We start from the raw sequence: 12,775 nt of genomic DNA, 5'->3' as shown, positions 1-12,775 counted from the left end.
TGGGCCAGGGTGTCAGCGAACCCGCACATAGGTGCCGGGCGCCGCCTCCATCGGTGGGTAGTTCTGGTTGCCCAGGGCTGTCAGGGTCTCGCGCTGCACCCCGGAGCGTTGCTGGATCCACGCCAGCCATTGCGGCCACCAACTGCCCTCGACGTGGCTGGCGTCGTAGTACCAGGCGCGGGGGTCGCTGCTCAGCTTGAGGTTTTCGACAAAATTGGCCTTGGGGTTGCCCGGCGGGTTGAGGATGCTCTGGATATGCCCGCTGTTGGACAGTACGAAGCGTTTGTCGCCGCCCAGCAGCAAGGTCGAGCGGTAGACCGCGTCCCACGGCGTGATGTGATCGTTGATCCCGGCCACGCTGAAACTGTCGACCGTGACTTTCTGCAGGTCGATGGGGGTGCCGCACACCTCCAGGCCGCCGGGATGGCTCAGGGGGTTGTGCTTGAAGAAGTCCAGCAGATCGCCGTGCAAGGCCGCCGGCAAACGGGTGTTGTCATTGTTCCAGTACAGGATGTCGAACGCTGGCGGCTCCTTGCCCAGCAGGTAGTTGTTGATCCAGTAGTTCCAGATCAGGTCATTGGGGCGCATCCAGGCGAAGACCTTGGCCATGTCCCGGCCATCCAGCACCCCTTGTTGGTAGGAGCGGCGCTTGGCTGCCTCCAGGGTCTGTTCGTCGGCAAACAGCATGGCGGGGCTGTCGATCTGGCTGTCCAGCAGGCTCACCAGATAAGTGGCACTGGCCACGCGGCGTTGCTGGCGCTTGGCTTGCAGATGGCCTTGCAGGGCGGCGATGGTCAGGCCGCCAGCGCAGGCGCCCATCAGGTTCACTTCGCGGGCGCCGGTAATCGCCCGGCAGATATTCAGCGCTTCTTCCAGCGCCGCCACATAGGTGGACAGGCCCCACTCGCGATGGCGCACGTCCGGGTTGCGCCAGCTGACCATAAACACTTGCAGGCCGTTCTTCAGGGCGTACTGCACGAAGCTATTGGTCGGGCTCAAATCGAAAATGTAGTACTTGTTGATTTGCGGCGGCACCACCAGCAGCGGCTTGGCGTACTGTTTTTCGCTCATGGGCTTGTACTGGATCAGCTCCAGCAGTTCATTGCGAAACACCACCGAACCGGGCGTGGTGGCGACGGTCTTGCCGACTTCGAAGGCTTGCTTGGTGACCTGGCGCGGCAGGCCATTGTTGTGCAGCAGGTCGTCGAACAGGTTGCTCACACCGCGCACCACGCTGTTGCCGCCGGAATTGAGCAACTCCTTGATCGCCAGCGGGTTGAGCAGGGTATTGGACGGTGACACCGCATCGTTGAGCAACGAGAAGGCAAAGTGCGCCCGGGCGCGGTCGTCGTCGCTCAGGTTGCTGTCGTCAATCCAGTGCTTGGTCTGTTTCTGCCAGCTCAAATAGGCTTGCAGGCTGCGTCGGTACAGCGGGTTGAGTTTCCAGGTGGGGTCGGCGAAGCGGCTGTCGTGGGGGTTGGGTTCATGCACGGTCTCACCCAGCAGCACCCGCCCCAGTTGCCCGCCCAGCGCCAGGGCATGGCGGGCGCTGTGCAGCGGGTTGCGCAGCCCATGGGCGGCGACGCTGCGCAGGGTCGACAGCAGGTCCCGGCCGCGCAGGCCGGTGATTGCACTTTGTGCATTGATGAACGCGGCGGGGGTCGGTGCCGGGATCTTCACGGGTCTGTCACGCATGAGCCAACACTCCTTCGTCAATTCACAAGCAAGCACACAAGTTCAGAACCATAGTCGGTTCTGGCCAAGTTGCGCGTAGGGGCCGTCCTGACCCGGTACTGCTCAGGTGCTGCTATAGGGGGCCGGCTGCGGATGGATCACCGCGCGCAAGCGTTCTTCCTGGAGAAACTTCATGATGATCGGCGCGACTGCTTCGGCCCGGGTGATCAGGAACAGGTGGCCATCGTCGATGATGTGCAACTGTGCGTTGGGAATACGCCAGGCCAGCATGCGCATGTTGACCAGCGGGATCAGCGGGTCGTCGTCGCCGGCCAGCACCAGGGTCGGCTGCTTGATCTTGTGCAGCCAATGAATGCTGGTCCAGCCAAGCCCGGCGAACAGTTGCCAGTAGTAACCCAGCTTGCCCGCCGAGCGCACTTTGCTCGCGTGTTCGGCGGCCAGCTTCGAATCCCGGCGGAACGAGCCGCCATAAATCATTGGCGCGATGCGCACCACGTGGGACGGTTGGATGTAGCGCCGGGGGCTGGCCATAAGCCACAACACTTTTGGCTTGCCCGGCACCATGAAGGCACCGGCAGCGGTGGCGGCCAGGATCAACTTCTTGCAGCGCTCCGGGTAGTCGTAGGCAAACTGCTGCGCCAGGGCGCCGCCCCAGGAAACTCCCACGGCATTGACCTGGCCATAGTCCAGGTAATCGAGCATGCGCGCGGTGAGTTTGGCCAGGCCGGGAAAACGATAGGGCCGGCTGGGCGTCGAGGAACCACCGACACCCGGCACGTCAAAGGCAATCACTTCCAGGTCTGGGTCCAGGGCCTGGACGAACGGAAACACCAGCTCAAGGTTGGCGCCAATGCCGTTGAAAATCAGCAGCGGCGTCAAGTGAGACTTGCCCGGTCGTACCGCCGTGCGGATGGTCTGGCCATCCAGGTCGATGGTTCGGAAGATGAACGGTTGCGGCATGCTCTAGCCCTGTGAAGTGTTACAGCTGGAATGCGGTCAATGTAGGAGCTGGCTTGCCTGCGATAGCGGTGGGTCAGTCAGTACATGTGTTGGCTGACCCACCGCTATCGCAGGCAAGCCAGCTCCCACATTTGATTCCATTTCAATCACAAAAAAGTGTGTGCGTTATCTTTCGTGAACGTATGTACCCGGTGCAGCCTCTGCGGATGCGTAAGTCTTGTTACCCAAGCTCGTAGGCGCTTTCTTCAGCTTGCCCGAGCGCTCCCCCATCCAGCCCTGCCAGTGCAGCCACCATGAGTCGGTATGCTTGGTGGCATTTTCCTGCCAGTCCAAGGCCTTCTCGCCCATGCTCTCGCTGGTCTGGTAGCGCGCCTTCGGGTTGCCGGGCGGGTTGAGGATGCTCTGGATATGCCCGCTGCTGGACAGCACGAACTCAACCTTGCCGCCAAACAGTTGCGCCGACTTGTAGCAGGACTGCCACGGTGTGATGTGGTCGTTGGTGCCCGCCAGGGAGTAGATATCTGCCGTCACCTGCTTGAGGTCGATCGGTGTGCCGCACACTTCCAGGGCGCCTGCGCGCACCAGCGGGTTGTTCTTGAACAGCTCGATCAGGTCGCCGTGGAATGCCGCCGGCAAGCGCGTGGTGTCGTTGTTCCAGAACAGGATGTCGAACACCGGCGGTTCGTTGCCCAGCAGGTAGTTGTTGACCCAGTAGTTCCAGATCAGGTCATTGGGGCGCATCCAGGCGAAGACCTTGGCCATGTCCCGGCCTTCCAGTACGCCGGCCTGATAGGAGTGGCGCTTGGCCGCTTCCAGGGTCTGCTCGTCGACGAACAGTGCCACCTGAGTGTCGAGGGTGGTGTCCAGCACGCTCACCAGCAAGGTCAGGGCGTTGACCTTCTTCTCGCCCAGCGCCGCATAGTGGCCCAGCAGCGCAGTGCAGGTGATGCCGCCCGAGCAGGCGCCGAGCATGTTGATGTCCTTGCTGCCGGTAATGGCGGTCACCACATCGACCGCCTCTTTCAGCGCCTCGATATAGGTCGACAGGCCCCATTCGCGCTGGGCCTTGGTGGGGTTGCGCCAACTGACAATAAAGGTCTGCTGGTTGTTGCGTAGGCAGAAACGCGCCAGGCTCTTGTCCGGGCTCAGGTCGAATACATAAAACTTGTTGATCTGCGGGGGGACCACCAGCAGTGGGCGTTCGTGAACTTGTTCAGTAATCGGCTTGTACTGGATCAACTCCAACACGTCGTTGCGAAACACCACCGCCCCTTCGCTGGTGCCCAGGCTCTTGCCCACTTCAAAGGCGCCCATATTGACCTGGCTCGGCATGCCGCCGTTGTGCACCAGGTCCTTGGCCAGGTGCGAGAGGCCATCGAGCAGGCTCTTGCCACCGGTTTCGAAGAAGCGTTTGACGGCGGCCGGGTTGGCGGCGCTGTTGGTCGGCGCCATGGCCTCGGTCATCAGGTTGATGACGAAGTGCCCGCGGCTGATGTCCTGTTCCGACAGGTTGCTGTCACCGATCCAGTCGTGCAGCTCCTTGCGCCAGGCCAGATAGGTTTGCAGGTAGCGTTTGTAAAGCGGGTTCTGGCTCCAGGCCGGGTCGTTGAAGCGACGGTCATCGCTTTCAGGGGCAAGCTCGGATTTGCCGAATACCACATTCTTCAATTCGACGCCAAAGTGGGCGACGTGCTTGACGCTGTGCAGTGGTTGCTTGATGGCCTGGGTCAGCACCATCCGCGCAGAAGCCAATAAATCCTTTTTGCGTAACGCGATGATCGGGTTCAGCCCCAGGGTGTTTTCCGAGGCCTGGCGTTTCAAGTCATCGTTATTCTTGTTACTCATCTACGACGCTCCATTGTCCGAAAGACGAGTACCGGGTACCGCTGTGCACCCATTTATCGATGCACAACTCAAGCCTGGTACTGCTGCTCGGGTGACCGTTGATACCGCATCGTCAAATGCAGGGAACTTGCCAAGCTCATTGGTTACCCGAGTTTAATTTTTTTCGCAAGCGGACCAATCGTTGGTCACACGACAGAGCATTCAAGCAGAGGAAATTAGAAAATGCTTACTAATGAGCAGGAAGCCTGAGCTAGAGCATCAGCTTGACAATCGACTGACTCGGATCGCGGGTTTTTCCGGCGGCCTTGAGCTCGGCAAGATAATCGGCCCACAGCGCGTCCTGACGTACGGCGAGTTGGTAGAGGTAGTCCCAGGTGAACAGTCCGCTGTCATGACCGTCGTCGAAGGTCAATTTCAGTGCATATTGCCCGGCGGGTTCGATCTTGATCAGGCCAACATTGAGCTTGCCGTATTGCAGGATCGGATTGCCGTGGCCCTGGACCTCGGCGGAGGGAGAGTGCACCCGTAGCAGTTCAGCGCTCAGGTGATAGACCTCGTCCGGCCCGTAGGTCAGCGAGAGGGTCTTGGAGGCTTTGTGCAGGTTGATGGCGGTGGGCATTTTAGACATTGGGGGAACCGCTCATGGATGATCCTGAAGGAACCGGCTTTAAAATGTGGGAGCGGGCTTGCTCGCGAATGCGGTGGGTCAGTCACAGTTGCATAAACTGACCCACCGCATTCGCGAGCAAGCCCGCTCCCACATTAAAGCAGAACGGTTCCTGTGTGAGGCTTACAGGATATAACGAGACAAGTCTTCGTTCTGCGCCAATTCGCCCAGGTGGCTGTTGACGTAGTCGGCGTCGATCTTGATCGCCACGCCGTTCTGCGCGCCCGCCATGTCGCCGGCGCTGAAGGACACTTCCTCCAGCAGGCGCTCAAGCAAGGTATGCAGGCGACGGGCACCGATGTTCTCGGTCTTTTCGTTGACCTGCCAGGCAATCTCCGCCAGGCGCTTGATACCGTCCGGCAGGAACTCGATGCCCAGGCCTTCGGTTTTCAGCAGCTCTCGGTATTGCTCGGTCAGCGAAGCGTGCGGTTCGCTGAGGATGCGTTCGAAGTCGCCCGGGGTCAGCGCCTTGAGCTCCACGCGAATCGGCAGGCGGCCTTGCAGCTCCGGTACCAGGTCGCTTGGCTTGCTCAGGTGGAACGCACCGGAGGCAATGAACAGAATGTGGTCGGTCTTGACCATGCCCAGCTTGGTGTTCACCGTGCAGCCTTCGATCAGCGGCAGCAGGTCGCGCTGTACGCCTTCGCGGGACACATCGACTCCGCCGGAGTTGCCGCGCTTGGCCACCTTGTCGATCTCGTCGATAAACACGATGCCGTGCTGTTCGACTGCTTCCAGGGCCTTGGCCTTGAGCTCCTCCTCGTTGACCAGGCGCCCGGCTTCTTCGTCACGCACCAGCTTGAGCGCGTCCTTAACCTTGAGCTTGCGGCTTTTCTTCTTGCCCTTGCCCATGTTGGCAAACAGGTTCTGCAACTGGCTGGTCATTTCTTCCATGCCGGGCGGAGCGGAGATGTCGACGCCAGCGTGTTCGGCGACTTCGATCTCGATCTCCTTGTCGTCCAACTGGCCTTCACGCAGGCGCTTGCGGAACAGCTGGCGCGTGTTGGAGTCCTGGGCCGGTGCTGCGTCTTCATTGAAGCCCGCGCGTGCCGGTGGCAGCAGGGCGTCGAGGATGCGCTCTTCGGCAGCGTCTTCGGCGCGATGGCTGACCTTGGTCATTTCCTGTTCGCGCAGCAGCTTCAGGGCGGCGTCGGCCAGGTCACGAATGATCGACTCGACGTCACGGCCCACATAGCCGACTTCGGTGAACTTGGTGGCTTCGACCTTGATGAACGGTGCGTTGGCCAGTTTGGCCAGACGCCGGGCGATTTCGGTCTTGCCGACACCGGTCGGGCCGATCATCAGGATGTTCTTGGGGGTTACTTCAACGCGCAATTCTTCGGGCAGTTGCATCCGGCGCCAGCGGTTACGCAGGGCGATGGCAACGGCGCGCTTGGCATCGTCCTGGCCGATGATATGGCGATTGAGTTCATGGACGATTTCGCGGGGAGTCATGGACATAGTGGTGTGTGGTCCTCAAGCAGGAAAAAGCCGACGGCTTATTCCGCGAGGTCCTGCTCCTCAATGGTCAGGTTGTGGTTGGTGAACACGCAGATATCGCCGGCGATACCCAGGGCGGTCTCGACGATTTCCCGGGCCGACAGGTCGGTTTTCTTCAACAGTGCGCTGGCTGCAGCCTGGGCGTAGCCACCGCCGGAACCCATGGCGATCAGGCCGTTCTCAGGCTCCACTACGTCACCGTTGCCGGTGATGATCAGGGACGCGTCTTTGTTGGCGACGGCGAGCATGGCTTCGAGGCGGCTGAGGGAGCGGTCGGTGCGCCACTCCTTGGCCAGCTCGACAGCGGCGCGAACCAGATGACCCTGGTGCTTTTCCAACTGGCCTTCAAAGCGTTCGAACAGGGTAAAGGCGTCAGCGGTGGCCCCTGCAAAACCAGCGAGGACCTGGCCGTGGTACAGGCGGCGCACTTTTTTGGCGTTGCCTTTCATCACGGTATTGCCAAGGGAAACCTGGCCGTCGCCGCCCATGACGACTTTGCCGTGGCGACGAACTGAAACGATGGTGGTCAAGGGGAGAGTCTCCACGCTGCGGGGCGAAAATGCCCTGATGGAACTCATATGGGGGTGGCGAGGGAGATTTCAACCGTAGGACGGGTCTGTGGATGAGTGGTGAAAACGCCACAAAACCAAATGTGGGAGCTGGCTTGCCTGCGATAGCGGTGCACCAGTCACCGAGAATATTGACTGATACACCGTCATCGCAGGCAAGCCAGCTCCCACATTTGATACGTGTTGGCTGTGAATCAGCGGCTCTGGCGTTGTTGTAACAACAGGTTGCTAAAGCCAGCGCCCGCCAGTTGTTTCTGCGCCACGGTCAGCTGCTCACGGTTGCTGAACGGCCCGACCAATACGCGATACCAGGTCGCCTCCTTCACCGTCCCGGACTCCACCGTCACGGTCTGCCCCAGCAGGATGATCTGCGCACGCACCCGATCCGCATCCGCCTGCTTGGGGAACGAGCCCGCCTGCAGGAAGAACTTGGTCACCGGCGCCGCCTTGGTGGTGGCAACCGGTGGTGCCGGCGGCGGGGTAATCCCGGCCAGCGCGGCCTGGGCCCGTGCCGTGTCGATTTTCGCGGCTTCCGCCGGGGTTACCGGGGTGGTCGGCACCTGTGGCGTCGGCAGGGTTTTTTCCGGCACGGCGTCTTGCGGCACGATCACTTCCGATTCCGGCAGCAGCGTGTAGAAGTCGTACTTAGGCTTCACAGGCGCGGTCGGGCTTGGCGGCGTCTTGTTCGCCTCGGCGATCTTGCTGGCCTTCTGCTGCTCCTGCTTGACCCGCTTGACGTCCTCGCCCTGGCCCGGCTCCAGTTTCATCAGGAACACGATAAACGCACCGACCGACAAGCCGATGGCCAGCCACATCCAGCCCGGGATCGGTTGTTTTGCCGGAGCCTGGTAGCGGCTGGCGCCGCGCTTGGGTGCAGGTTTTTTCTTGGCTGCCAACTTACATACGCTCCAGAGTTTCCAGGCCCAACAGTTCCAGGCCTTGCTTGAGGGTCCGTCCAGCCAGTGCGGCGAGGCGCAGGCGGCTTTGCTTTTGCGTTTCGTCGTCGGCGCTCAGGATCGGGCAGTTCTCGTAGAAGCTGGAGAACAACCCGGCGACTTCATACAGGTAGGTGCACAGAATGTGCGGCGTGCCTTTCTCGCCGACGCTGTTGAGCACTTCGCCGAACTGCGCGAGCTTGGCGGCCAGTTCCTGCTCGTGAGGCGCTTGCAGGATGATCTGGCCGTCGACCTCGCTGAAATCCTTGCCCAGTTTGCGGAATACACCGGCCACACGGGTGTAGGCATACAGCAGGTACGGCGCGGTGTTGCCTTCGAAGTTGAGCATCAGTTCGAAGTTGAAGCTGTAGTCGCTGGTGCGGTGCTTGGACAGGTCGGCGTATTTCACCGCGCCAATCCCCACCACTCGGGCGATGTTGCGCAGGTCGGCTTCGGCCAGCTCCGGGTTCTTTTCCTTCACCAGGTTGTAGGCACGCTCCTGGGCTTCGTTCAGCAGGTCGATCAGCTTCACGGTGCCGCCGTCGCGGGTCTTGAACGGACGGCCATCGGCGCCGTTCATGGTGCCGAAGCCCATGTGCTCCATGTGCATCGGGTGGGTGACGAAACCGGCGCGGCGCGCCACTTCGAACACTTGCTGGAAGTGCAGGGCCTGGCGCTGGTCGACGAAATACAGCGCACGGTCGGCCTTGAGCACGCCGCTACGGTAGCGCACGGCCGCGAGGTCGGTGGTGGCATACAGATAGCCGCCGTCGGCCTTGACGATGATCACCGGCAGCGGCTCGCCGTCGGCGGTCTTGAACTCGTCGAGGAACACGCACTGGGCGCCGTTGCTTTCAACCAGCAGGCCCTTGGCCTTGAGGTCGTTGACCACGTTGATCAGGTCGTCGTTGTAGGCACTTTCGCCCATGACGTCGGCCATGGTCAGCTTGACGTTCAGCAGCTCGTAGATTTTCTGGCAGTGGGACAGGGAAATATCGCGGAAACGCGCCCACAGCTCCAGGCATTCCTGGTCGCCGGCCTGCAGCTTGACCACCAGGCCACGGGCGCGGTTGGCGAACTCTTCGGATTCGTCAAAGCGCTTTTTCGCGGCGCGGTAGAAGTTTTCCAGGTCCGACAGTTCGTTGCTGGTGATGGGGTTCTCTTGCAGGTACGCCATCAGCATGCCGAACTGGGTGCCCCAGTCGCCCACGTGGTTCTGGCGGATCACGGTGTCGCCGAGAAACTCCAGGACCCGCGCCACGCCGTCGCCAATGATGGTCGAGCGCAGGTGGCCGACGTGCATTTCCTTGGCCAGGTTGGGCGCCGACAGGTCGATGGCCACACGCTGTACCGGGCCGGCCTTGCGCACACCGATTTTGGCGTCAGCCAGGGCTGCGTCCAGGCGCGAGGCCAGGGCTTGGGTATTCTGGAAAATATTGATAAAGCCTGGGCCGGCGATTTCGGCCTTGCTGACCTGTGGATCAGCCGGCAGCGCGGCAATGATTTTTTCCGCGAGGTCGCGCGGTTTCATGCCCGCAGGCTTGGCCAGCATCATCGCGATGTTGCTGGCGAAGTCGCCGTGGGTCTTGTCTCGGGAGTTTTCCACCTGGATCGCCGGCGTCAGGCCTTCAGGCAACACGCCTTCGTTGACGAGTTGGGTGAGGGCTTGTTGGATCAACTGGCGAATGGTGTCTTTCATGGTGTTCTCTTTCGACCGCAAGCGGCGGCGCGCAATGCGCAGGTGGAAAAACTGGACATTATCCGGTGCGAGGGCGGGCTTGCCAACCTTCAAGGTCCGTTACTGGACCTGCGGGCCTCATCGCGGGCAAGCCCGCTCCCACATTTTGATGTGTGAATACCGTCAAATGTGGGAGCAGGCTTGCCTGCGATAGCGATTTATCGATCAGTACAAATCCACCGGATCAACATCCAACGACCATCGCACCTGCCGCCCACTGGGCATTTGCTCCAGAGCAAGCAACCAGCTACTTAATAGCCGGTGCAGCGGCGCGCGGGCAGTGGCTTGCAACAGTAGCTGCGCGCGATAACGGCCGGCGCGGCGCTCCATCGGTGCTGGCACAGGGCCCAGTAACTCGATGCCGCTCAGACCCAGTTCAGCGAGCAAACGTTCAGCCGCGCTGCACGCTTCATCCAGGAAACCTTCGGCCTGCCCCGGTTTATGGGCCTCTGCGCGCAGCAATGCCAGGTGCGCAAAGGGTGGCAAGCCCGCGGAGCGACGTTCGCTCAACGCCTGCTCGGCGAAGGCGAAATAACCTTGTTCTGTCAGTTGAATCAGCAGCGGGTGGTCCGCCAAGTGGGTCTGGATGATCACTTTGCCGGGCTCTTCGGCACGCCCGGCGCGGCCTGCGACCTGCACGATCAACTGCGCCATGCGCTCGCTGGCGCGGAAGTCTCCGGAGAACAGCCCACCGTCGGCATCCAGGATCGAGACCAGGGTGACGCGTGGAAAGTGATGCCCTTTGGCAAGCATCTGCGTGCCGACCAGGATGCACGGCTGGCCTTTCTGGATGGTGGCGAACAGCTGGTTCATTGCATCTTTGCGCGACGTACTGTCGCGGTCCACCCGCAGTACCGGGAAGTCCGGAAACAGAATCCCCAGGCGTTCCTCGGCGCGCTCGGTGCCTGCGCCCACCGGCCGCAGGTCGACTTTGCCGCATTGCGGGCAATGGCGCGGCACACGTTCCACATGGCCGCAGTGGTGGCAGCGCAACTCGCCGGAGCGCTGGTGTACGGTCATCCGCGCGTCGCAGCGGTTGCATTCGGACATCCAGCCACAGTCGTGGCACAGCAGCGTCGGCGCAAAGCCTCGGCGGTTGAGAAACACCAATACCTGCTGGCCGGCCGCCAGGGTCTGGCCGATGGCTTGTTGCATCGGCCCGGAAATACCGCTGTCCAGCGGGCGACTTTTTACATCCAGGCGCAGGAAACGCGGCTGCTTGGCGCCGCCTGCCCGCTCATTGAGGCGCAGCAGGCCGTAGCGCCCGGTGTAGGCGTTGTGCAGGCTTTCCAGGGACGGGGTGGCCGAGCCGAGCACAATCGGGATGTTTTCCTGGCGGGCGCGGACCAGGGCCAGGTCGCGGGCGTGGTAGCGCAGGCCTTCCTGCTGTTTATAGGAACCGTCGTGTTCTTCATCGATGATGATCAGGCCGGGGTTTTTCATCGGTGTGAACAGCGCCGAGCGGGTGCCGATAATAATGTCGGCCTCGCCGTCCCGGGCGGCGAGCCAGGATTCCAGGCGCTCGCGGTCGTTGACGGCCGAGTGCACCAGGGCGATCCGCGCATTGAAGCGTTGCTCGAAGCGCGCCAGGGTCTGCGGCCCGAGGTTGATCTCGGGGATCAGCACCAGCGCCTGTTTGCCGGCTTCAAGGGTTTCGCGGATCAACTGCAAATAGACTTCGGTCTTGCCGCTGCCGGTGACGCCGGCCAGCAGGAACGCATGGAAACTGTCGGCGCCGGCGCTGATCGCCTCAAAGGCAGCGCGCTGTTCCGGGTTCAGCGGCAACTCCGGTTGGGCCAGCCAGTGTTCGTGACGTTCGCCGGGGGCGTGGCGGCGGATCTCCACCTGCACCAGGTCCTTGGCCAGCAGCAGGTCCAGGCTGTCCTTGCTCAACATCAGTTTGCTCAGCAACTGGTGAGCGACGCCATGGGGATGCTGGGCCAAGGTGGCCAGTGCCTCACGCTGGCGCGGGGCGCGGGCGATGCGCGGGTCATCCAGGCGCGCGCCGGGAGTTATCGACCAGAAGCGCTCCTGGCGGGTCTCGGCCAACTCGCCCTGGCGCAACAGCACCGGCAGCGCCCAGCTCAAGGTGTCGCCCAGGCTGTGCTGATAATACTGGGAGGTCCACAGGCACAGCTTGAACAGCGACGCCGGCAGCGGTGGCGTGGCATCGAGGATGGCCAGGGCTGGCTTGAGCTTTTCTGCCGGCACTTCGCTGTGGTCCGCGACTTCGATCAGGATTCCGATCATCTCCCGTCGGCCGAACGGCACGCGCACGCGCATCCCCGGCTGCAACTGCGCCCGCACCACGCCCGCCGGCGCCCGGTAGTCGAACAGGCGGCGCAGGGGCGAGGGCAGGGCGAGGCGCAAAATGGCGTCGGGCACGCGGGAGGTTCTCATATGGCGGGCGGTGAAGAAGGGCGCGAGCCTAGCAGACCGGCGGTGCAAGTGTCCTGTGTGGGAGCAGTCCGGCGGGTACAAGAGGGTGTGGCAGGCCGGGCTTTTCTGATGAAAGGGCGCATGGCGGCGCTTGCGCGTTTAAAAAGCTCTGGTAGAATCCGCGGCCTAATTACGTGCGGTATTCGACAATAGTGTCGAGTGGCGGCACGCTAGCCCGAGGAAGACACCATGAAAGCCGATATCCATCCAGCGTACGAAACCATCCAAGTTACTTGCAGCTGCGGCAACAAGTTCGAAACCCGTTCGAACCTGTGCAAGCCACTGGGTACTGACGTATGCAACGAGTGCCACCCGTTCTACACCGGTAAGCAGAAGACTCTGGATACTGGCGGCCGTGTACAGCGCTTCGCCGACCGTTTCGGTGCTTTTGGCAAGAAAGCTCCAGCTGCTGCAGAGTAAGGTTCGA

General features: G+C 61.8%; 10 protein-coding genes. 1 reads left to right on the top strand and 9 read right to left on the bottom strand.

Annotated elements, in window-relative coordinates; all coding sequences use genetic code 11:
* Positions 1 to 12: 12 nt before the first annotated feature.
* The 9 genes from phaC (H097_RS20995) to H097_RS20955 all read right to left on the bottom strand — a co-directional run bounded on the left by phaC (H097_RS20995) (position 13) and on the right by H097_RS20955 (position 12,294).
* Positions 13 to 1,695 carry a class II poly(R)-hydroxyalkanoic acid synthase gene (phaC, locus tag H097_RS20995; RefSeq protein WP_032862230.1) on the bottom strand — a complete coding sequence of 561 codons (1,683 nt, stop codon included), beginning with the start codon at positions 1,693 to 1,695 and terminating at the stop codon, positions 13 to 15.
* A gap of 102 nt (positions 1,696 to 1,797) precedes the next feature.
* Positions 1,798 to 2,655, bottom strand: coding sequence for a poly(3-hydroxyalkanoate) depolymerase (phaZ, locus tag H097_RS20990; RefSeq protein ID WP_032862228.1), 858 nt, complete (start codon positions 2,653 to 2,655; stop codon positions 1,798 to 1,800).
* A 165-nt stretch (positions 2,656 to 2,820) separates the two neighbouring features.
* Complete coding sequence (phaC, locus tag H097_RS20985) at positions 2,821 to 4,500, bottom strand: class II poly(R)-hydroxyalkanoic acid synthase (RefSeq protein ID WP_032862226.1); 1,680 nt, start codon at positions 4,498 to 4,500, stop codon at positions 2,821 to 2,823.
* Positions 4,501 to 4,750: 250 nt separating this feature from the next.
* Positions 4,751 to 5,128, bottom strand: a complete 378-nt coding sequence (locus H097_RS20980) for a DUF971 domain-containing protein (protein WP_032862225.1) — start codon at positions 5,126 to 5,128, stop codon at positions 4,751 to 4,753.
* Positions 5,129 to 5,290: 162 nt separating this feature from the next.
* The gene (gene hslU / locus H097_RS20975; RefSeq protein ID WP_032862223.1) at positions 5,291 to 6,628 is read right to left on the bottom strand and encodes an ATP-dependent protease ATPase subunit HslU; all 1,338 of its coding nucleotides are present in this window, start codon (positions 6,626 to 6,628) and stop codon (positions 5,291 to 5,293) included.
* Positions 6,629 to 6,666: 38 nt separating this feature from the next.
* The gene (gene hslV / locus H097_RS20970; protein WP_017738857.1) at positions 6,667 to 7,197 is read right to left on the bottom strand and encodes an ATP-dependent protease subunit HslV; all 531 of its coding nucleotides are present in this window, start codon (positions 7,195 to 7,197) and stop codon (positions 6,667 to 6,669) included.
* 233 nt (positions 7,198 to 7,430) lie between these two features.
* Positions 7,431 to 8,132, bottom strand: a complete 702-nt coding sequence (locus H097_RS20965; RefSeq protein WP_029296044.1) for an SPOR domain-containing protein — start codon at positions 8,130 to 8,132, stop codon at positions 7,431 to 7,433.
* Position 8,133: 1 nt separating this feature from the next.
* Positions 8,134 to 9,870: an arginine--tRNA ligase gene (argS, locus tag H097_RS20960; protein WP_032862344.1), complete on the bottom strand. Its 1,737-nt coding sequence runs from the start codon at positions 9,868 to 9,870 to the stop codon at positions 8,134 to 8,136.
* Positions 9,871 to 10,074: 204 nt separating this feature from the next.
* Positions 10,075 to 12,294, bottom strand: coding sequence for a primosomal protein N' (locus H097_RS20955; protein WP_032862221.1), 2,220 nt, complete (start codon positions 12,292 to 12,294; stop codon positions 10,075 to 10,077).
* A gap of 243 nt (positions 12,295 to 12,537) precedes the next feature.
* On the opposite strand from H097_RS20955, the gene rpmE reads away from it, so the two are divergent.
* Entirely contained in the window at positions 12,538 to 12,768 is a 231-nt protein-coding gene (gene rpmE, locus H097_RS20950; RefSeq protein WP_029296053.1) for a 50S ribosomal protein L31, read from the top strand.
* The last annotated feature ends 7 nt before the right edge of the window (positions 12,769 to 12,775 follow it).

Origin of the sequence: Pseudomonas sp. FH4 (assembly GCF_000510915.2) — a bacterium.
Taxonomy (GTDB): Bacteria; Pseudomonadota; Gammaproteobacteria; order Pseudomonadales; family Pseudomonadaceae; genus Aquipseudomonas; species Aquipseudomonas brenneri.
The sequence above is the reverse complement of the archived record's forward strand: the minus strand, read 5'-3'. Positions and strand labels throughout refer to the sequence as shown.

What these genes read in the sequence shown, in the direction of transcription:
- phaC (WP_032862230.1), bottom strand. Translation starts at nt 1,695, where the DNA reads ATGCGTGACAGACCCGTGAAGATCCCGGCACCGACCCCCGCCGCGTTC.
- phaZ (WP_032862228.1), bottom strand. Translation starts at nt 2,655, where the DNA reads ATGCCGCAACCGTTCATCTTCCGAACCATCGACCTGGATGGCCAGACC.
- phaC (WP_032862226.1), bottom strand. Translation starts at nt 4,500, where the DNA reads ATGAGTAACAAGAATAACGATGACTTGAAACGCCAGGCCTCGGAAAAC.
- H097_RS20980 (WP_032862225.1), bottom strand. Translation starts at nt 5,128, where the DNA reads ATGTCTAAAATGCCCACCGCCATCAACCTGCACAAAGCCTCCAAGACC.
- hslU (WP_032862223.1), bottom strand. Translation starts at nt 6,628, where the DNA reads ATGTCCATGACTCCCCGCGAAATCGTCCATGAACTCAATCGCCATATC.
- argS (WP_032862344.1), bottom strand. Translation starts at nt 9,870, where the DNA reads ATGAAAGACACCATTCGCCAGTTGATCCAACAAGCCCTCACCCAACTC.
- rpmE (WP_029296053.1), top strand. Translation starts at nt 12,538, where the DNA reads ATGAAAGCCGATATCCATCCAGCGTACGAAACCATCCAAGTTACTTGC.